The sequence below is a fragment of the Aliidiomarina iranensis genome, assembly GCF_003987135.1.
Taxonomy (GTDB): domain Bacteria; phylum Pseudomonadota; class Gammaproteobacteria; order Enterobacterales; family Alteromonadaceae; genus Aliidiomarina; species Aliidiomarina iranensis.
Genome location: NZ_PIPJ01000001.1, coordinates 99,133 through 119,714, shown reverse-complemented (window position 1 = coordinate 119,714; position 20,582 = coordinate 99,133). Strand labels below are relative to the sequence as shown.

Sequence of the window (20,582 nt, the reverse complement as noted above, 5' to 3'; positions counted from 1 at the left end):
TGAGCGTATAGAAACCAAAAAAGCGCGATATAAGGTAACTTATATCGCACTTTTTCTTTTTGATTTAACCGAAGAAGCAAGCCTCAGATGCTAAATCATAATAATTTTCAAAATTTAAGGCTCTAGTTCTTCTGAGGTGAAAATATCTTTGAACAGAGGTGTGCTCAAATAGCGCTCGGCAGAGCTTGGTAAAATGACGACGATATTTTTACCTGCATATTCTGGCATCACTGCCAAACGGCATGCGGCCTCTACCGCAGCACCCGATGAGATACCCGCCAAAATGCCCTCTTCGCGCATAACTCGGTGCGCCATACTAAAGGCCTCTTCGTTGCTAATGCGCTGAGTACCCTTTAGTAGACTTAAATCTAAGTTTTTCGGTACAAAGCCTGCGCTAATACCTTGGATTTTGTGAGGTGTATGCGTGAGTGTTTCACCGGCTAACGTTTGCCCAATTAATGGCGAATCAGCTGATTCTACTGCCCATATATCTAATGCTTTTTGCTGTTTCTTGAAGTAGCGGCCAACACCGGTAACCGTGCCACCAGTACCCACACCAGCCACAAAAACATCCACCGCGCCTTGCAAGCTAGCGAATACCTCGGGGCCTGTTGTCGCCTCGTGGATATTTGGGTTCGCCGGATTTTCAAACTGCCGAAGATACACATACTTATCCGGATCTTCAGCAAGCAACGCCTCGACTCTAGCCTGCGCGCCCTTCATACCTTTATCCGCCGGTGTAAGGATAATTTCAGCACCCAGCGCCTTCATTAACTGCCGGCGTTCAAGGCTTGCCGAGCGAGGCATTACGATAGTGATAGGAATGCCTTTAGCGGCAGCCACCGAGGCAAGCGCAATACCGGTATTCCCCGAAGTTGCCTCAATTAATACTTTTCCTGGGCTGATCAAACCATCTTGCTCGGCCTGAGAAATTAAGCCATAGCCAATACGGTCTTTAACACTTCCGGCCGGGTTTCTGCTTTCAATTTTCGCATAAACGTTCGCTACCGCGTGCTCTGGAAGCACTCGATTTAGTTTTACCAGCGGCGTAAAACCAATGCTTGCCGCATTGTTGTCAAAAACGGTTGGAATACTCATTACCTCTTACCCACCTTATTGGTTTGTTCTTGATTTACATCATTGCGGCTTTTCGCAGCCTCTTGTTCTGCCTGCACGAAATCCTCATGTTCTAATTCAATCTTTGGCACATCACTACACACATTACCGCCCATGCTATTGATGGCTTTACACATTTCCACAACGCGGTTATCGAGCATGTGCATATGATCTAGCATGCGGCCAATCGACATAGCTACCGGGTCTGGATTATCTTTGGACACCGCGTAAGCATCAAAACCGTACTTTTTCGCGATGGCTTCCCGCGCATCATCTTTTTCGGTGCGCGCGGTGATTTCCGCACTAGGTTTTGCACCCGCCACAATTCGACCGGGAATGCCAACAACCGTAACACCCTCCGGCACATCTCGAACCACTACTGAATTTGAACCTATGCGAGCATTTTCACCGATTAGTAGCGGCCCAAGAATTTTCGCGCCAGCACCAACCACAACGCCGTTAGCGAGCGTAGGATGGCGCTTGCCTGATTTCCAACTGGTACCGCCCAAAGTTACGCCATGATAAAGCGTACAATCATCGCCAATTTCAGCCGTTTCACCAATCACCACACCCATGCCGTGGTCGATAAAGAAACGGCGGCCAATTTTCGCCCCTGGGTGGATTTCCACACCCGTAAACCAACGGGAAATAGTTGAAATCCAACGGGCAAGCCAGCGCAGGCGCCAACGCCACAACCGATGGCTGATCCGATGAATCCAAATCGCATGGAGGCCCGGATAATTGGTTAGTACTTCAAAAAAGTGCCGCGCCGCCGGATCGCGCTGGTACACACTGGCAATATCTTCCCGAATGCCTCGGAATAACATAGGCGAATCTCGCTTATTCGGTTACAAATCCAATAAAACCACTTTTCTATTGGAGCATTTATGCTAATTTGGTTACTAGTATAACGTTTATCAAGTGCTTCCGTGAAACAAGCTTGAAATTAGTCGTTAATATCCACTTTACATAGATAACAGCACCTATACGAATAACCATAACTTTTGGAGCTAAATCATGAAACGCAATATTCTTACCTTAGCCATATCGGCTTTGGTTTTTTCAGCCGCTCAGCCCGCTAGTGCTGATACCCTAATCCATGCCGGCCGCTTAATCGATGGCACGCAAAACGAAGTTCGGGAAAATGTTACGATTCGCATTGAAGAAAATAAGATTACTGCGATTGAGAATGGTTTTTCACGAGCAAGCAACGAAGATGACGTGATTGATATGCGCAATGGCACGGTAATGCCAGGCTTTATCGATATGCATACACATCTCACATCACAATCAGAGCCCGGCTCTTACATGCATCGCTATACTCATAACGAGGCTGATGTAGCGTTTCGAGCGGCTCACTTTGCCGATTTAACCTTGCGCGCGGGCTTCACCACAGTGCGTGATTTGGGCGATAGTTTTGCCGCCAGTGTTGCGCTGAAACGGGCGATTAATGCCGGTTATGTTGAAGGCCCGCGCATTTATACCGCCGCAAAATCTTTAGCCACCACCGGCGGCCACGCCGATCCGAGTAACGGTTCGCGGAGTGGCTTAATGCCAACACCTGGCCCGATGGAAGGTGTGGTTAACGGTGTTGATGAAGCACGGCAAGGCGTACGCGCTCGTTATCAAGAAGGCGCCGATTTAATTAAAATAACCGCTACGGGTGGCGTATTGAGTATGGCCGCGAGCGGCGATAACCCGCAATTTATGGATGACGAACTTGAAGCTATTGTTGGAACTGCCGCCGATTACGGGATGCGAGTTGCAGTTCACGCTCATGGTAAAGATGGCATGATGCGTGCCATTCGTGCTGGTGTGCATTCTATTGAACATGGCACCTACATGGACGATGAAGTATTCGCCTTGATGAAAGAATATGGCACTTATTATGTACCTACAATAACCGCTGGCCGAACAGTGGCGGATCGTGCCGAAATTGAAGGCTACTTTCCCGAACAAGTACGGGCCAAAGCCCGAGCCATTGGCCCGCTGATTCAAGGCACCTTTGGCCGAGCCTATGCCGCCGGCGTAAATATTGCCTTTGGTACCGATTCAGGCGTGTTTGATCATGGCGAAAATGCTCGTGAGTTTGCATACATGGTAGAGGCAGGCATGCCGCCATTAGAAGCGATTCGTGCTGCCACCCTTATCGCTGCAACCTTACTTGGCGCAGATGACATTATCGGCAGTATTGAAGTAGGTAAGCATGCTGATATCGTAGCCGTAACAGGCAACCCTTTGGATGACATTAACTTGTTGAAAGATATTCATTTGGTGATCAAAGATGGCGTGGTCTATGTGCAACCGTAGAGCCCCCCTAAAGCGATAACAGCGATAATAGCGAGCGCAGCCTTAAAAGTTGCGCTGAGTTCCTAGGCTTCGAGAAAAAACCTAGAACGGCCGCAAACAAAAACGCCCCAGTGCTTTAATTGCTCTGGGGCGTTTTCATTTCACAGGCAAAACGTAAACTGTTAGCCGTGCTTCACGCGTTCTTCTTTCACCCATACCATCAAGGCTTGTAAATCCTCTTTAATGGGTTGCTCGAGTTCAACTTCAAAACGCTCTCTTTCAAAATCCATCTTTCGAATCTCTTTTTTCGGAAATTCTTTCCGAGCGTCATGGGTTGGCATGTGTTTAATACGTTCGTAGAGCTCATGAATGGAAGGCCAACGCTTACCAAAATTATGCCGTTCCGCATCCGGAAGATTATCTAACAACACAGCAATACGAATACAGCCTTCAGATAAGGGGCATTGATCCTGTTGCATTGCCTTAGCAATGGTTTCAATACTTTCATGCAGATAATTCAGGCGTTTCTTTTGGTTTTTCGCGATGCCTTTATTTTGTTGGCGCAAACGCGAAAGCAATATTCCCGCGTAAATACTCAGGCCAGCAACCACTAATACACCAATAATTAATGCAATCCACAACAACACAGTTTACTCCTTTGAACCCGGTTTCTCATCGTCGAGAATATCGTTTTCATTAAAATCGTATTCAAAATTATCGTCTTCTTCGTCCTCCTCGGCATCCAAATCGATGCCAAGCAGCTCAGCCAGCTCTTGATAACGTGCTAATTGCATATCAAGCCAAGCTTGGTCCACTTTATTGAGAACATCACCATCCTCAACCCGATCTAGTAGGCCCTGTAATCGAGCATCGTTTTCTAATGCACGTAATTCTTGTTCCGGTGCAAGTGCCTTTTTCGGAACTTCTAAGGGAACGGCTTTCTTACTACCATGGCGAGGATCTTTTAATTCACCCGCGGCCCTTTCTTGCTGAGATTTGGCTTGCACACCATATCGGCTACCCGCGGCTTTGCCTTTACCCTTTGCTTTGCTGTTTTCTTTAGCCTTGTTTGAGGATACGTTATCTTCTGGTTTTCGATCAGCTTTACGTAAAGCCAGCGGCCCAGATTTTCGAGTTTTCTTAATGCGTGTCATATATCGATAGGCCCTTTCGCGTTGGGTGTTGAAAGTTGATTAGCAAGGTAGGTTGATCATAGCCTATTCAGGGCATTTACGAAATCGCAGGCAATAAAAAAGGCGATGGAAGCCATCGCCTTAATTGAAACTCTCCCCCAGGGTACAACCTAGATCGGCTTTCTCAAATCCCTTTGTTTTTTATTATTAATATTGTTTTTATTATTATTTATTGTTTTTCTTCTTCCGTGAAAATCCACCTCTTTTTCTCAGCACCTTCAAGATGCAACTTTTTATCGGTGGTTGTTCTACTTAAACTGCGTTAGCGCTTAAAAATGCTTTCTTAGTGCTAATCAACTACTCTTCTCGGTATTTCGATGGCGCAGTATTTCTTTCCCAAAATGTTTTTCTCGCCCAGCTTTTGTATTTTTATTGATTTTATTGTTTTGTTTTTATTATTTTGTGTTTTAGCTGGCTGTTTTGCGAGAGAGTCGCCTCCTGGCGTTATTCTTGTTCCCTGATGTTGCACTACCTTCCTCGAACTCCCCGAAACTAGGTTGCATTTATTATTGTTATTAACAACTTTTTAGTTTGAGTTGCTTCAATTCAAAGTAAGTAGTGCGAAAGCGTTTCCGCAAAATTTACGGGTAAATATTATCACAGCTTTGTAACAATTACCTGGTATAAAGTTAGCTCTTTAACAAAGGCTTAGAACGATTGATCTTTTTTTATTCTTATCTCAACAGCCCCACAGCCCTTATAGAACCTTGCTAATCTGGCAATTCGCTACCTCTCAACGGCGTTAAGAATACGTGAATGAGTTGGTTTCGCAACAATTTAATTGATCTAAAAATGTTTTTTTTATTTCAAAATCGCATTTAAGCTAACATTTTATTACGAAAGTTATAGATTTGCGCTGATTTTGCGAGATTTCTAAGGCTGGTAAACCTTGGCAATACCATGCAAAATGAATTTTTATTGTTATTTGCTTTATTTAAGGATACTCGCATGCGTATGTTGCCTCGCTCTGTTGTTATGGCTTGCGCACTGGTAATGCTCTCAGCATGCCAAGCCGCACCAGAAACAGCCGAATCACCAAGAATCAATGCCGATAACCAATTCACCGAACTGGCCGACGCCGCTTGGCAGTTTGGCCGCAATACAGACCCAACACGGTTACAAGACATCAGCCCAGAAGCGCTTGCTGCGCGTTATGAACAACGATTGGCCTATTATGAAGAAATTTCAGCTATTCCGGCCGAAAGTTTAAGTGCAGAAAATCAAATTAATCGCGATATGTTGTTGTACGCATTAAAAAACATGTTGTCGGATTACGAATTCAACATGTATTTGATGCCTCTCACCAACGAAACCGGCCCGCATAATCGAATGGCTGGCTTACCAAACAGTATTCGCTTTCAACGCGCTGAAGATTTCGATCGCTACTTAAGTTTGTTAAACGATGTTCCCGATTGGATGCAGCAGCAAACGGAATATATGCGGGAAGGTATCCGCACTGGCATGGCCCAGCCAAAGGTTGTGTTAGAGAATTTCGCTGCCGGCGTAAATGCCTACATCGCCATGGACCCGACCGATAGCGTGTTTTACCAACCCGCCCACGTGGCGAAACGCGTACTTTCTGAAGAAGAATTTGCAGAGCTCGATTTAGAGTTACAAACTGCAATTGCCACGCAAATTAATCCAGCATTTATGGATTTCCATGAATTTCTGGTAGAAGAGTACATTCCTAACGCTCGCACAGAAATTGCCGCAACGTCTTTGCCAAACGGCGAAGCGTTTTATGCCAATCGCGTTAAACACTACACCACCCTCGATCTCAGCCCAGAAGAAATTCATGAGATTGGGTTAGCCGAAGTAGCTCGAATTCGAGCAGAAATGGAAGCGGTTATTGAAGAGGTGGAATTTGAAGGCAGTTTCGCGGAGTTTATCAATTTCCTTCGCACTGATTCACAGTTTTACGTAGAAACGGGTGAGGAACTCTTAAAAGAAGCCGCTTATATTGCCAAAAAAGCAGATGGCGTATTGCCACAGTTATTTCGCCATCTACCGCGCACCCCTTATACGGTAGTGCCGGTACCTGCGGAAATTGCACCGAATTACACCCAAGGCCGATATTCCGGTGCTCGACGTGATGATCAAGCCGGTGAATATTGGGTGAACACTTACGCGGTAGAAACTCGCCCACTTTATGAGTTAGAAGCGTTAACGTTGCATGAAGGTGTTCCTGGGCATCACTTGCAGATTTCGCTAGCGGCTGAAATGGAAGGTGTGCCGCAGTATCGCCGTTCTACTTATATTAGTGCGTTTGGTGAAGGCTGGGGCTTATATGCTGAATACCTCGGCCTAGAAAGTGGCTTTTATCAAGACCCGTACAGCAATTTCGGCCGCCTAACCTATGAAATGTGGCGGGCCGCTCGGTTGGTGGTTGATACCGGCATGCATGCCATGGGCTGGAGCCGTGAGCGCGCTGTGGAATTTCTTGGCAGCAACACCGCCCTTTCCTTGCATAATGTGAACACGGAAATTGATCGTTATATTAGTTGGCCAGGCCAAGCTTTGTCTTACAAACTAGGTGATTTAACGATCAAACGGTTGCGGGCAGAAGCAGAAGCCACTCTTGGGGACGATTTCGATCTGCGGGAGTTCCATTATCAAGTATTGCGCAACGGTAGTATTCCGCTCGCTACATTGGAACAACAAATTGCTGATTACATTAACGCTGAGCAGGCAAGAATCGCGGCTGAATAAGCGATTGCCAATAAATTAGCGTTCAGTAACGAGGTTTACACCAACGGAAATCACCTATACCAAAAGAAATCACCTATGCCAGCACGGAGTTTAGCCACGCGCTGGCATAGGTTTGCGGTTCGCAAGCCAAACGCCAAACAATATCAACGCCATGCCGCCTAATTGATAAACACCAATGCTCTCTCCACTCAGTACGCCTAATGTCATTGCTACAATCGGAATTAAATAAGTTACTGAACTGGCGAATACCGATGTGGCTATTTGCACTAAGTGATTAAACAAAATAAGCGCCAAAGCTGTACCTACCACACCTAATACTAAGATGGCTGCGAGCGAGCCCCAGGCCGCCGAGGAAACGAGCTTACTGCTCACCTCTCCTGGGCCAATTAAGTAAATCACCGCTACCGGTAGCACCATTAACAAAGAAACGCCGGTAATGGTAAGGGGACTCTGATCGGGGAGATATACTTTTATTAGGTTTAAATTAGCGCCGTAGCAAATAGTAGAGAGGACAATAAATAAAGCATAGCCATTTAAAACCAACTCACCGCTAGCGTTTAACAGCACTAGCATTGCTGTGCCCCCAAAACCAATCAACAACCCAACAACAGTGCGGCCCGTAACCCACTGGCGGAAGATAATCGCGCCAATAATTAAGGTAAATAACGGCGTGAGGGCATTAATAGCACCCGTAACGCCACTTGCTATCTGAGTTTGTGCTAGAGCAAATAAAAATGCGGGGAGTAAACTACCGGTTAAGCCAACCGAGAGCACTACCGGCCATTGGTGGCGCTTAATGCGGTGCATGCGCACAATCGCAAAAGGCGCTAGAAACGCGGCAGCGGCGGCTAAGCGAACAGCAGCTACTTCGGTTGGTGTAAAGGTAACCAAGCCCATTTTAATAAGCCAAAACGAGCTGCCCCACACCAGTGCCAGAAGAAATAATTTTGCCCAAGTACTTGGCGGATACTGCTCGGCAACCAAGTTTGGCTTCATGAATCAGCAGCTTCCTCAACTTCCGGATCCTTCGGGTTCGCAAACCAATAATGAAGTTTTTGCTCGAGTTCCGGCAAACCCGTTTTATTCAGCGAAGAAAATAAAATAACCGATACATCGCCCCCAAACCCCGGGATGGCCTCTTGAATTTGCATTAGCGCAGCTTTTCGTTGACCACTTTTCAGTTTATCAATCTTAGTGAGCACCACTAATACCGGCAAATCACTGGCAACCGCCCAATGAATTAGCTCTTGGTCCAGATCTTTCATGGGGTGGCGCACATCCATCAACACCACGAGACCACGCAAGCAATTCCGCTTTTCTAAATATTCTGAAAGCGCCTGCTGCCATTTTAATTTCATAGCAAGTGGCACTTTTGCAAAACCATAGCCGGGTAAATCAATTAAGCGGCGGTGATCATCTAAGCCAAACACGTTAATTTGCTGCGTACGGCCCGGTGTTTTACTTGTGCGGGCAAGGCTTTTTTGCCGAGTAAGCACGTTCAGAGCACTTGATTTGCCGGCATTTGAGCGCCCAGCGAATGCTACTTCCATGCCTTCATCGGCAGGCAAATGGCGGATATCCGGAGCGCTCGTAACAAAGTGGGCGTTCTGGAAATGCAGGGTATCAGTACTCACTATAAACCTCGATAAATCTTGAATGATGCCTATTATGACCCATGAATGCAGTTGAGCCAACCACAGAACAACGATTCAAACGTTTCATCGTGGCGAGATTCGTGTAAAATAGGAACCTGAATTTTTCCCGGGCGTTTGCCCAGCCGAAAACGAAGAGAAGACAGAGAAGAGAGCTCATGAAAAAACTCGCGATTCTATGTGGTTTGATGCTGTTCGCCAGCGGAGCAGCAATGGCTTCAGATTCAGAAGGTCTGAAGGGTGACGCAGAAGCCGGGCAAGAGAAATCGGTAACCTGTGCGGCGTGCCATGGTCAATCAGGCAATAGCCCAACGGGCGATTTCCCAAATATCGCCGGCCAAGGTTATAAATATTTAGTGAAGCAGTTAATGGATTACCGCGAAGGCGTTGAAAGTAATGGCGAACGAGGCCGTAACAACGCATTGATGGCTGGCCAAGTGGTGAACCTTAGCGATCAGGATATGCATGACTTAGCTGCATTCTATAGCTCACAAGAACATGCGATTGGTTCAGTAGATGAAGACATCGTAGCCGAAGCTCAACGTTTATTCATGGGCGGTGATACCGATCGTGGCATTACAGCCTGTGCAGCCTGCCATGGCCCTAGTGGTGCGGGTATGGGCTTAGCGGCATTCCCAATGCTCAGCGGCCAACACGCGCAATATACCCAAGCTCAGCTTGAGATGTTCCGCTCTGGCGACCGCGCCAACGATCCAAATGGTATGATGCGCGACATCGCAACGCGTTTAACCGACCGTGATATCGAAATTCTATCAAAATACATTAACGGCCTATATTAAGAAGCGTCGTTGCAGGGTTGGTATTCAGCCCTAAGCATAAAAAACCCCGGCTATTTAGCCGGGGTAAACGATGTCCAGGGAAAACATCTTGGGAGAGCAATACGCTCACTTACTATGAGTGGCGATTGCACAAAAAGTTTCCCATTAAATATTCAATAAAATCAGTGTGCTTCATCCCAATTATCACCAACACCTGCATCAGCGATCAACGGCACATCTAATTTCACCGCTTGCTCCATTACTTCCACCAGTTGTTTCACGTAGGTATCAACTTTTTCCTCACGGATTTCAAATACTAGTTCATCGTGAACTTGCATCGTTAGGAATACATCACCCTCATTCACGTTATCAGGATTCTTTAACCAAGCCGCTACATCCAGCATCGCCTTTTTTATGATATCGGCAGCCGAACCTTGCATTGGCGCATTAATCGCTGCCCGTTCCGCTGCTTTTCTTCGCATACCATTACCCGCGTTGATTTCGGGTAAATACAACCGCCGGCCACAAATTGTTTCTACATAGCCGTGTTTTTTCGCGCTTTCACGCGTGCGTTCCATGTATTCCTGCACACCCGGAAACCGCTCAAAATAAACATTCATATAATGTTGCGCATCTTTCTGCGGAACATTCAGTTGCCGCGCCAAACCAAAGGCCGACATTCCGTAAATTAAACCGAAATTCACGGCTTTCGCGCGCCGCCGTTGTTCGCTCGAAACATCATCTAAGGCCACACCAAAAACTTCTGCAGCGGTAGCTTTATGAATATCGCGGCCGCGAGCAAAGGCCTCCACTAAACCCGGTGATTGTGAGATGTGCGCCATAATTCGCAGTTCAATCTGGCTATAATCGATAGCTACAATTTTATAGCCTTCAGGTGCTACAAAGGCCTTTCTCACTCTTCGGCCCGCCTCATTTCGAATCGGAATATTTTGTAAGTTCGGATCGGTTGAAGAAAGCCGCCCAGTTGCCGTAACCGCTTGATGATAAGAGGTATGGATACGGCTGGTACTCGCTTTAATCATTCGCGGCAGCTTATCAGTGTAGGTCGATTTCAATTTCGCCATACCTCGGTGACGAAGAATCAGATCCGGCAATGGGTAATCAAGCGCCAGCTCTTGCAGAACCTCTTCGGCAGTTGAGGGCGCACCCTTCGGAGTTTTCTTCTTAACCGGTAAACCGAGCTGTTCAAATAAAATGGCTTGCAGCTGTTTGGTTGAATTTAAATTAAAGGGTTCACCTGCGATTTCAAAAGCTTCCTTTTCTATCTCGGCAAGCTCCTTTGTAATTTCAGCACTTTGCTTGGCGAGTTGGTCCGGATCAATTTTTACACCGCGGCGTTCCATCATCGCCAGCACCGGAATTAAAGGGAGCTCTATTTCTCGTAGCACTTCCTGTAAGCGCCCTTCTTTCTTTACCCGTGGCCACAACACTTCATGCAATCGCAAGGTAATATCCGCATCTTCTGCGGCGTAAGGTGATGCCTGGCTTATTGGCACCTCATCAAAACGTTTTTGTTTTGCGCCCTTTCCCGCCACATCGGCATAAGCAATGGTTTTGTGGCCCAAGTGCGTGAGCGCTAGGGTATCCATATCGTGGCGTGAGCTGGTGCTGTTCAATACATAAGACGACAACATAGTATCGTTCAAAATACCGCGAACATGAATATCGTAACGGCGGAAAACATGCATATCATATTTAATATTCTGGCCTATCTTCTGCGCTTTCGTATCCTCTAAAAGCGGCTTCAATTCAGTCAAAACCCAATCGCGCTCTAACTGCTGGGGGCCATCGAGATCTTGATGCATAAGAGGCACATAAGCCGCTTCACCAGGCGCCACAGCAAAGGAAATACCGACCAATTCAGCCTCCATGTAATCTAAACTGGTTGTTTCCGTATCAATGGCAAAGTATTCGGCTTTCGTTAATTTTTCCAACCACGTTTTGAATGTGTCTTTATCGGTGATAGTGGCGTAAGCACTCGTATCAATGGGCGCCATTTCCTCGTTTTCATCGCTATCACTTGGAGCATCCATCCCCGCAAGCAACTCAGTTTGGCTTCCTGAATTTCTTGCTTTGCCCTGATGCTCGGGCGCTTCTTGGCCTTTTGCCAGCAATTCCGATAGCCAGCGGCGAAACTCACATTCTTTATAAAGCTCGGCAAGCGCGTTGTCGTCTGGTTCACTTAGGGTTAATTCTTCAGGCTTGAGCGCCATTTCCACATCGAGCTTAATGGTTGCAAGAGCTTGGGAGAGTAAAAGGATATCTTTATGCTCACGGATTTTATCTGGCATTGACTTCGCACCCCGAAAACTCAGCTCTGCCAACTTATCCGGGTTTTCAATCATTGCCGCAATACTACCCATGCCTTCTAACATTTTTAATGCCGTTTTCTCACCCACGCCGGGTAAACCGGGAATGTTATCTGAGCTATCCCCCATCAGAGCGAGAAAATCAATCATCTGATCCGGCCGCACACCATATTTCTCCGGCACAGCAGCTTCATCCAATACAGTGCTTGTCATGGTGTTGATTAAAATCACATGATCATTCACCAACTGCGCCATATCTTTATCGCCGGTGCTAATTAAGCAAGTTCGGCCCTCTTTCGCCGCTTGCTGAGCAAGCGTGCCAATCACGTCGTCTGCCTCCACACCTTCAATGGAAATGAGCGGTAGCCCCATGGCGCGAATAATGTTGTGTAGCGGTTCAATTTGCGAGCGCAGATCATCGGGCATAGGTGGGCGGTTCGCTTTGTATTCCGCATACATTTCGTTGCGGAACGTGCCACCTTTGGCATCAAACACCACCGCCATATGCGTAGGTTCAAATTGCTTTAACAAACTTCGTAGCATATTCACTACGCCATAAATGGCTCCTGTGGGCTCTCCAGCCGAATTGGTTAAATGCGGAGGCGCATAGAATGCGCGGAAAAGATATGAAGAACCATCAACCAGAATAAAAGGCTGCTTTGGAATGCGTTGCATATGGGGAAACCTATTCTTTATTAAGCACGAAGTTGCTAAAGGTTAAGGATGCCACAGGGGCGCTAATCTAGCCAATTTTACGCAAGGAAATTGAGCGCAAATATCGAGGCTACCTTATGCATAACCTGTGGATAACTCTGTGAGGAACTATCTATCCTGCCGTATATTCAGAAATTGAATAGCAGCATGAAAAAAGAGGTAAACACTTGATATAACGCGAGAATTACACGATCTCGGACAGCTTATATTTATAGTTATTGCTTTTTTTTCGATTGTGGAAAGTTGCTTTGTGTGCGTTTTTCAAGAGCAGCGATGGCGCTTGGTTACCGCAGCAGATTTTGTAAGCAATCTCTTAAACCGGACCGACAGATTAGCACATTGAATAAACAATACCAGATCATTTTTCGATCTTTTTTAACATTTTTCGATCTGAAGAATTAGGGATTTATTCCTCTTCTTCTAAGCTATTATTTTTCAATTAAAAACTATTTTTAAAAACAGATCGCAATGCATTTTGAAAAAAACGAGGCGAGTATCTACCCGCCTCGTTAAACTAAAGATAATAGTTTTTAGTGTACTTGCAATACGTTAAAGCGCGCTCAGATCAACCAACTCATCATTGATATAAAGCACACCATCCCGCACACGAATTTGCCAAGGTAATGATTCAGAAGTAAACGCCATCAGCATCATTTGCAGCATACCGGGCATCTCCTCAACAACGAAATCAGCGGCGATATATTCATACGCTTCCGGGCTTTCAAATACTGTACGTTTCTGTGCGTCAGATAATTCTGATATATTGAAACCTACCGTACCGCTACTACTGAAATCACCCCAACCCTCGGCACTTACTAGAAACTCATTTATGCGAAGCTGAATATCATCGCTGGCAATCAATGCTGAGTAGAAATACTCATCAATTTCTTCGCTCTCTAAATCACCACGATTTAAAGCTTCATTTAAAACCATAATGGCATTGTAATCTAAACCACTGAGCGCCCAATCAAAACGAGCATTCCCTTTCACTGTTGGGCCCGCATCGAATGATTCCAAGCCAAAGATGCCATCTAAGCGAAGCTCTTCATCAGCACGAAGTGTATTTAATGTTGAGTAATATCCAGTAGCTTGTATTGGAGTGCCGAAAGACTCGAGGTTTAATTCCATGTTCGCTAACGAAATCTTTGATTCACTGGAAAATACTTCGCCATCTAGCATGCGCGTATCACCCGTGATCAGCAGCTCGGTGAACGCTAAGCTTTGTTGGTTCATATCCGCAAGCTCGAGTTCCGGCACTTGGAAGTGGAAACGGCGCTCTTCACCCGCCATCACAAAGTGCATTTGCATCGGTTGGGCGCTCACTGTGAAATCATCTTCTTGCAATTCCGAGGTTGGGAAATCGTAGGTAACCCGCAAACCGCCGCGGCTCACTACACCCGATGAGGTAAAGCGATTACCGGAAAACAAAATATCGCTTAAATTACGATCCTCGATTTGAATATCACCACGGCCTTCCCACTTAGTGTTCAAAAAACCGTAAGTTAACTCAATGGTTTCTTCGTAACTCACCGGAAAATCAACATCTTCTAAATCTTTTAGGTTTACATTGAAAACTACAGTGGCTTTACGGGCACCCTGCTCTTGCCAATCAACATCGACATCAACTTGAAATTGGGCACTGCGTTCAACTTCTTCAACTAACGCCTCTATCGCTTGATAAGTAGCTTTTTTCGTGGTGATAACTCCGGCAACATAACCCACCACAGCTAAAACAATCACAATGATGGCTATCAATCCCTTACGCATGTTTTTTCCTCATTTATAATTTTTAATTCCGCAACCCGAGCAGCTCAAAACTGATTGCAAAGTGTAGCAATTATAGTGGCCAAAAGTACAACAATGCTGGAATAGCAACAGCAAATACGATTAATGTGAGCGGCAAGCCCATCTGCCAATAATCACCGAACTTAAAACCACCGGGGCTTAAAATTAAGGTGTTATTTTGGTGTGCAATAGGCGTTAAAAATGCACAAGAAGCACCTACTGCAACCGCCATCAAAAATGCATCAGGGTTCACATTTAATTGGCTTGCAATGCTCACCGCTACGGGGCACATCACTGCCGCCGTGGCGGCATTATTCATCACACTTGAAAGCAATGTGGTGATAATTAACAATAGCCCCAGTACGATAGCGGGGCTGCCTCCGGCAACATAGTAAAGCAGCGCATTAACAACACTATCTGCCGCACCAGTTTGCTCCATCGCTAAGGCAATCGGTATCAAAGCCGCCAACAACACCACCACCGACCAATCAATGTTTTCGTATACTTGCCGAAGTGGAATAACTCGCAATGCCATAACTGCGAACATGCCTGCAGCAAATGCCACAGCGGCCGAGGCTATCCCGGAAGCCGCCAATGCCACAGCGCCAACCATAATGCCTGAAGCATACATAGCTCGGCGCTTACTGGGCACACGAACGGTTCGCTCAGCTAAGGGTACGCATTTATAAATGGAAGCAAATTGCGCCAATGCCTCAGCACCACCTTGCATCAATAACACACTGCCAGATTTGATCGGCGTTTGCCGCAAGCGATAGATTTTTTGATTACCTTCGTGGGATATCGCCAACAAGTTCAAGCCAAGGCGGCTACGCAATCGTAACTCAGCAGCAGTGTTGCCAATTAATGCAGAATCTGGCATCACCACCATTTCTACCAACACCACCTCACTATCATCCGAAGCGCGTGGGGCTGCTTCTTTATCAGCACGGCTTGTTACACCACCTCGCAATGTGTAATTCCCATACGCGGTTACTTTCCGATCCACCCAAGCGGTGTAGGGTTTATTCGGTATATTCTCATCGGTTCTCTCACCTACAGCTTCCCTGTTATCCTGGCTGAAAACAGCATCGCCTGCTGCACTCGAATCGTTTTCCGTATCATTGCTTTCAACCTCCGGTGGTTTCACGTTATCCACCAAACGCAAGCCAAGAACATTAATGGCTTGGCTTAGGGTTTCCGGTTCCGCTTTAATGATGAGCAAATCACCCTTACTAAGCCGTTGATAGCCATAAGGGTGCACTACCTTCACCTTATCCCGCACCATTCCCACAACTTCGGCATCAGCATCTTGTAGTTTCAAATCAAGCTCTCGGAGCAGCATGCCATTCGCTTTGCCATCCTCAGATACTCTTACCTCGGTAAGATATTTACCGGTATCGAATCCTTCTGCATCGGTGCGCTCTCGCTTTGGTACTAAACGCCAGCCTCCCAACGCGATAAAAATCACCCCAACTAACACCACTAAAATACCGACGGGCGCAAAATCAAACATTTGATACCCACTACCCAGTGATTCTGCCCGATAGCCGGAAACGATAAGGTTCGGCGGGGTACCGATAAGCGTGGTCATGCCACCCAAAATCGAGCCAAATGCAACGGGCATTAATACTCGCCCAGGCGGGATATTCAGTTTTGCGGCAAGCTGAACCGCAATCGGCATCAACAACGCCATAGCGCCAACATTGTTCATGAATGCAGAAAGAACAGTGGCAAGCCCGGTAAGCGAGGCGATTGTGGTTACCGCGCCACCTGATGTTGGCGTGAGTTTATGAGCCACTACATCGATAGCCCCGGTACTTTGCAAAGAAGCACTGAGCACTAATACACAAGCAACGGTAATTACCGCAGGGTGGCCGAAACCAGCAAAGGCATCGGCAGCAGGTACAAGGCCAAAAGCAACGCAAGCAAGCAACGCGCCCAGGGCAACAATATCGTGGCGCCAACGGCCCCAGATAAAAAATATCAAGGTACAAAGCAGGATTCCAAGAATCGCTATTTCAGGTAACGTCATGCAAAGCTCTCTTTCATTTGGCTTAATCCCTATGGGAATTCTTGAAATCCAGTACGCGTATTGTTGGTTATAACCTTGAACGTAACGAATCTAGCACTACTTGGGTATCGGGTATATCCCCAGTCCATTGAAAATAGCTTAAAGCAGCTTGCTCAACCAGCATACCAAGGCCATCGGCAACCGCGCAGTGGTTTGCTTTTGCCCATTGCATGAAGGCGGTTGGTTGCTTGCCGTATCCCATATCGTAGCAAAATGGTGTATTCGCTAAAGTGGCTTCGGTTACTGCTGGGCGCTCATCGGTGAGCGATGATGAAGTAGCGTTAATCACAATATCCCATTGGCCATTTGCAGAAGCTAAATCGCCAGCACTTAATAGTGTGAAAAAAACTTTTGCTTGCGCATGATGTTGCCCTGCCAAACGCTGTTGCCATTCAGCAACTAGGTTCTCAGCTTTTGTTCCACTGCGGTTAGCAATGTGTAAATGCGCTACCTCGGCGTCCAGCATGGGCCCTATTACGCCTCGGGCTGCACCACCGGCGCCAATTAATAAAACCCGAGCGCCACGCAGCGCTTGGCCGAAACGAAAAAGATCAGCCACAAGCCCATCGCCATCGGTATTGTGCCCCAACCATTCGCCATCACGGAAAATCAACGTATTTACCGCTTGTGCTTGCTCTGCTCGAGGGCTCAAACGTTTACTAAAACCAAGGGCTAACTCTTTAAGAGGTACGGTTACATTGGCACCAACGCCCTCTGCAGCGGCAAATTGTGCAAAGCGCTCTGAAAATTCTTCTGGTGATGCTAAAATTCGTTCGTATTGAATTTCTCGCCCTGTTTGCTCAGCAAACGCCTGATGAATTTCTGGCGAGCGGCTATGTGCAATTGGGCTTCCAAAAACAGCGAGTTTCATGAAAATTCCTTCTCGGGTTAAACAGCTCTTCGGCTCAGTAGAGCATACCACTAGCCTATACCAACAGTTAGGTGGCGAATCCGCAGTGCGCGCAATAGCAGAGCGGTTTTACGATATCATGGAAGAAGATCCAGCCGCAGCCGAGCTACTTGCCATACACCCGCAACCTATGGATGCGATTCGCTTAAAGTTTTTTCAGTTTCTTTCTGGTTGGCTTGGCGGGCCTCAGTTATATATTGAGAAATATGGCCACCCAATGCTGAGAGCACGGCATTTACCATTCCGTATTGATACCAGCATGCGCGATCAATGGCTACACTGTATGTATCAAGTGCTTGACGAGCAAGTAACCGAACCTTCTTTACATAACGAGTTACGCGTTCGGTTCACGCGATTGGCACACCATATGATTAATACCGACAACTAATACCAAAATTAATAGCCGGCCTTACCGAGAGGCACAAACTCTAGGCATTCACGAATTACGATAGCGAGCCGCCATCAACTCCGGCTCAGTAAAAATAGCGTATTATAGAAAAGGCCCCAGCACCTCTCGGAAACTGGGGCCTGTTTTTACTAACACACCGCTCAAATCATTGGCTAATACAGCTTTTATTTATTGCGCTGCTTTCTTCTATTGGGTTGCTTTCTTTTCTTGCTTGCGAATACGCTCAATACGGCCCGAGAAGCCTGTTTTGGTTTTATCATCTAAACCAAATTCAAGCGCTTTTTCACACACTGCAATGGCCTCACTGTAGTGGCCATCTTCGGCTAGCAAAGTTGCATAATTCTGGAAGGTAAGCACTTGCGGCAACGAGCCACCATTGGCTTTCTTCAAGGGTTTTACGATTTCGGAAAATTCAGCAATGTGCTGCTGCGAATAAGTTTTGCTTATTTGCCGCCAGCCCGCGTCATTGCGGTTTTTATAGCTGTTTTCTGTGATTTGCTGGTACAACCGGTGGCGAGCCAACGGCTCTTGGGTACGCTCTAGCTCAGCAACAGGCTCTGAGAGCTCATCGGGTAATTCAGCTCCTATCGGCGATGGCTGCGATTTGTTGCCACTATCGATTACTGGATCAACGTCTTTTGCCGGCGCCTCTTTTGCGGTTTCTTTCACTGCCGATTTAGCTTCTGAAGCTTTGCTCTTCACGGCCTCAGTGCCGCTTTCAACGGCATCTTTGCCTGCTTCAACCGCATCTTCTGTGGCTGATTTCGCTTCATTGGCTAACCGCGCCGATTCTCTCTTTATTTCGGCTTCTTTCTCGCTAGCTTCAGTTTGCTCTTTTGCCGCGGTTGTATCCGCTTGAGCGTGCCCGGAAGCATTCATTTTTAGTAAACGCCGTGCAAGAAACACGATCACAATAACCACGATAATAAGAAGAAAAAGATTCTGTGCCATGAAAGCCCCTAGCTTCGATTAATTTTTATTCGAATTTCAGCATAATATCAAAACTCGGCGCTGACAAGTGCCGCAGGGGATTTGTTCTTACTCTAGAAGTTTTTCAGCGCTAATGTTCATTATTCAGCGTAATGTTATCAGCGGCAGCAAAATCAACGGCATTACCCAAACACGAAGTTAAAGCCAATCGCGTGGTTGCAGGAATTCTTGTAATTTAGCTTCTTCACTACCCTCGGGGGCTGTATACATATATTCCCAGCGTGCCAGCGGCGGCATCGACATTAAAATGGATTCCGTGCGCCCGCCGGTTTGTAAGCCGAACAAAGTGCCACGATCATAAACAAGGTTAAATTCCACATAACGGCCGCGGCGATATAGCTGAAATTGCCGGTGTTGCTCATTAAAGGGTGTATCTTTACGCTTTTCGATAATGGGCAAATAGGCATTTGTATAGTGGTTACCAATCGATTGCATAAGCCCAAATGCATGCTCAAAATCAAGTTCACCCTGCGGATTTCTATTTAAATCATCGAAAAACAACCCGCCAACACCCCGTGTTTCATTTCGGTGCGGCAAAAAAAAGTATTTATCACACCATTCTTTATATTCTTGATAGTAATGTTCACCAAACGACTCACACGCCGATTTTGCCGTGCGGTGCCAATGCTCCACATCATCTACGAATGGGTAAAACGGTGTTAAATCAAAACCACCACCAAACCACCAAACGGGTTCCTCTCCGGGTTTCTCAGCAATGAAAAACCGAACATTTGCATGCGATGTTGGGATATATGGATTATGTGGATGTATCACTAGCGAAACACCACAAGCATTAAAGCTTCTGCCGGCTAACTCGGGCCTATGTGCAGTAGCCGAGGCCGGCATGGCCTCACCAAACACATGTGAATAATTCACGCCACCTTGCTCAATCACGGCGCCATTTTTCATTACTCGCGAGCGGCCACCGCCACCAAGCTCACGCACCCAGCTATCTTCAAAAAATTTACCCTTACCATCAACACCTTCAAGGCTGTGGCAGATATTATCTTGCAGTTGCTGTAAGTAGGCTTTCACCTGCTCTAAGTAATGATGTTCCTTCACCGCAATACCTCTTGCGTTAATGGATTTAGAATTTTACTGGGGCTAGAGCGGCCACCGGTTTCGCCAGCCATGATCCAATCAACTTCCGGGCCAAACTCTTCGAAAACGCTCTCCGGAGTTAACAAAGGAGACTGCCCAGAGCGATTAGCACTGGTTGATACCAAAGGCGTTGCCAAAGCTTTACACAACTGCCGTACCGGTTCAAAAGCAGTAACGCGCACGGCGATAGTATCAAAATCACCTCTCAAATACCGCGGCACATCTTGCCGAGCCGGCAATACTAGAGTGATCGGGCCAGGCCAATGCTGAAATACATTGAAGCGCATATCTTGGGGAATTCTCTTATCATCCACATAATCGAGCAGTTGGCTGTAATCTGCGGCTATCAAAATTAAGCCTTTGTGCTCAGGGCGATTTTTTATCGTTAAAAGTTTTCGCACTGCTATTTCATCGTATGGGGCACAGCCTAAACCCATTACCGCTTCGGTGGGGTAAGCAATTAGCCCATGATTCGCCAATGCAGCTCGCGCGCCCTCAAAGGCATCTGTTTTGGTGGTTTCGTTACTCAAGGCC

18 protein-coding genes are annotated in these 20,582 nt (G+C 46.6%); 4 read left to right on the top strand and 14 right to left on the bottom strand.

The features are described from left to right. Nucleotides 1-114 precede the first annotated feature (114 nt). Entirely contained in the window at nucleotides 115-1,098 is a 984-nt protein-coding gene (cysK, locus tag CWE08_RS00525; protein WP_198677022.1) for a cysteine synthase A, read from the bottom strand. Beyond that, nucleotides 1,098-1,943, bottom strand: a complete 846-nt coding sequence (cysE, locus tag CWE08_RS00520) for a serine O-acetyltransferase (protein WP_126764714.1) — start codon at nucleotides 1,941-1,943, stop codon at nucleotides 1,098-1,100. The genes cysK and cysE overlap by 1 nt, the downstream gene beginning before the upstream one ends. Nucleotides 1,944-2,133: 190 nt before the next feature. Between cysE and CWE08_RS00515 the strand changes: the two genes are divergently transcribed. Further along, the gene (locus CWE08_RS00515) at nucleotides 2,134-3,426 is read left to right on the top strand and encodes a metal-dependent hydrolase family protein (RefSeq protein ID WP_126764713.1); all 1,293 of its coding nucleotides are present in this window, start codon (nucleotides 2,134-2,136) and stop codon (nucleotides 3,424-3,426) included. 161 nt (nucleotides 3,427-3,587) lie between these two features. On the opposite strand, the gene CWE08_RS00510 is transcribed toward CWE08_RS00515, so the two are convergent. The 3 genes from CWE08_RS00510 to CWE08_RS00500 all read right to left on the bottom strand — a co-directional run bounded on the left by CWE08_RS00510 (nucleotide 3,588) and on the right by CWE08_RS00500 (nucleotide 5,067). After that, nucleotides 3,588-4,052: a DUF2489 domain-containing protein gene (locus CWE08_RS00510; protein ID WP_126764712.1), complete on the bottom strand. Its 465-nt coding sequence runs from the start codon at nucleotides 4,050-4,052 to the stop codon at nucleotides 3,588-3,590. A 3-nt stretch (nucleotides 4,053-4,055) separates the two neighbouring features. After that, on the bottom strand, nucleotides 4,056-4,559 hold the full coding sequence (gene yihI / locus CWE08_RS00505) for a Der GTPase-activating protein YihI (RefSeq protein ID WP_126764711.1): 504 nt from the start codon (nucleotides 4,557-4,559) through the stop codon (nucleotides 4,056-4,058). Between the two features lie 328 nt (nucleotides 4,560-4,887). Further along, on the bottom strand, nucleotides 4,888-5,067 hold the full coding sequence (locus tag CWE08_RS00500) for a hypothetical protein (RefSeq protein WP_126764710.1): 180 nt from the start codon (nucleotides 5,065-5,067) through the stop codon (nucleotides 4,888-4,890). Nucleotides 5,068-5,591: 524 nt separating this feature from the next. Between CWE08_RS00500 and CWE08_RS00495 the strand changes: the two genes are divergently transcribed. After that, entirely contained in the window at nucleotides 5,592-7,307 is a 1,716-nt protein-coding gene (locus tag CWE08_RS00495) for a DUF885 domain-containing protein (RefSeq protein WP_420837067.1), read from the top strand. Nucleotides 7,308-7,397: 90 nt separating this feature from the next. On the opposite strand, the gene CWE08_RS00490 is transcribed toward CWE08_RS00495, so the two are convergent. After that, a complete protein-coding gene (locus CWE08_RS00490) occupies nucleotides 7,398-8,303 on the bottom strand; it encodes a DMT family transporter (RefSeq protein ID WP_126764709.1) in 906 nt (301 codons plus the stop codon). Next, nucleotides 8,300-8,941 (bottom strand): ribosome biogenesis GTP-binding protein YihA/YsxC, encoded by a 642-nt coding sequence (gene yihA, locus CWE08_RS00485; protein ID WP_126764708.1) that lies wholly within the window; start codon nucleotides 8,939-8,941, stop codon nucleotides 8,300-8,302. The genes CWE08_RS00490 and yihA overlap by 4 nt, the downstream gene beginning before the upstream one ends. 176 nt (nucleotides 8,942-9,117) lie before the next feature. Here yihA and CWE08_RS00480 point away from each other — a divergent pair, with 176 nt between their 5' ends. After that, nucleotides 9,118-9,759: a c-type cytochrome gene (locus CWE08_RS00480; protein ID WP_126764707.1), complete on the top strand. Its 642-nt coding sequence runs from the start codon at nucleotides 9,118-9,120 to the stop codon at nucleotides 9,757-9,759. A gap of 161 nt (nucleotides 9,760-9,920) precedes the next feature. Here CWE08_RS00480 and polA read toward each other — a convergent pair whose 3' ends face one another. The 4 genes from polA to aroE all read right to left on the bottom strand — a co-directional run bounded on the left by polA (nucleotide 9,921) and on the right by aroE (nucleotide 17,509). Beyond that, nucleotides 9,921-12,743, bottom strand: a complete 2,823-nt coding sequence (polA, locus tag CWE08_RS00475; RefSeq protein WP_126764706.1) for a DNA polymerase I — start codon at nucleotides 12,741-12,743, stop codon at nucleotides 9,921-9,923. Between the two features lie 588 nt (nucleotides 12,744-13,331). Next, nucleotides 13,332-14,549 (bottom strand): DUF945 family protein, encoded by a 1,218-nt coding sequence (locus tag CWE08_RS00470; protein ID WP_126764705.1) that lies wholly within the window; start codon nucleotides 14,547-14,549, stop codon nucleotides 13,332-13,334. Nucleotides 14,550-14,619: 70 nt separating this feature from the next. After that, nucleotides 14,620-16,599 (bottom strand): SLC13 family permease, encoded by a 1,980-nt coding sequence (locus tag CWE08_RS00465; protein ID WP_126764704.1) that lies wholly within the window; start codon nucleotides 16,597-16,599, stop codon nucleotides 14,620-14,622. Between the two features lie 67 nt (nucleotides 16,600-16,666). After that, nucleotides 16,667-17,509 carry a shikimate dehydrogenase gene (gene aroE, locus CWE08_RS00460; RefSeq protein WP_126764703.1) on the bottom strand — a complete coding sequence of 281 codons (843 nt, stop codon included), beginning with the start codon at nucleotides 17,507-17,509 and terminating at the stop codon, nucleotides 16,667-16,669. Here aroE and CWE08_RS00455 point away from each other — a divergent pair. Continuing rightward, the gene (locus CWE08_RS00455; protein ID WP_126764702.1) at nucleotides 17,508-17,936 is read left to right on the top strand and encodes a group II truncated hemoglobin; all 429 of its coding nucleotides are present in this window, start codon (nucleotides 17,508-17,510) and stop codon (nucleotides 17,934-17,936) included. The two genes, aroE and CWE08_RS00455, sit on opposite strands and share 2 nt — an antisense overlap. A gap of 207 nt (nucleotides 17,937-18,143) precedes the next feature. Here CWE08_RS00455 and CWE08_RS00450 read toward each other — a convergent pair whose 3' ends face one another. The 3 genes from CWE08_RS00450 to tsaC form a co-directional block, all read right to left on the bottom strand. After that, nucleotides 18,144-18,908, bottom strand: a complete 765-nt coding sequence (locus CWE08_RS00450; RefSeq protein WP_126764701.1) for a prolipoprotein diacylglyceryl transferase — start codon at nucleotides 18,906-18,908, stop codon at nucleotides 18,144-18,146. Nucleotides 18,909-19,085: 177 nt separating this feature from the next. Beyond that, nucleotides 19,086-20,009: an oxygen-dependent coproporphyrinogen oxidase gene (hemF, locus tag CWE08_RS00445; protein WP_126764700.1), complete on the bottom strand. Its 924-nt coding sequence runs from the start codon at nucleotides 20,007-20,009 to the stop codon at nucleotides 19,086-19,088. Then, entirely contained in the window at nucleotides 20,006-20,578 is a 573-nt protein-coding gene (tsaC, locus tag CWE08_RS00440) for an L-threonylcarbamoyladenylate synthase type 1 TsaC (RefSeq protein ID WP_126764699.1), read from the bottom strand. The genes hemF and tsaC overlap by 4 nt, the downstream gene beginning before the upstream one ends. Between the last annotated feature and the right edge of the window lie 4 nt (nucleotides 20,579-20,582).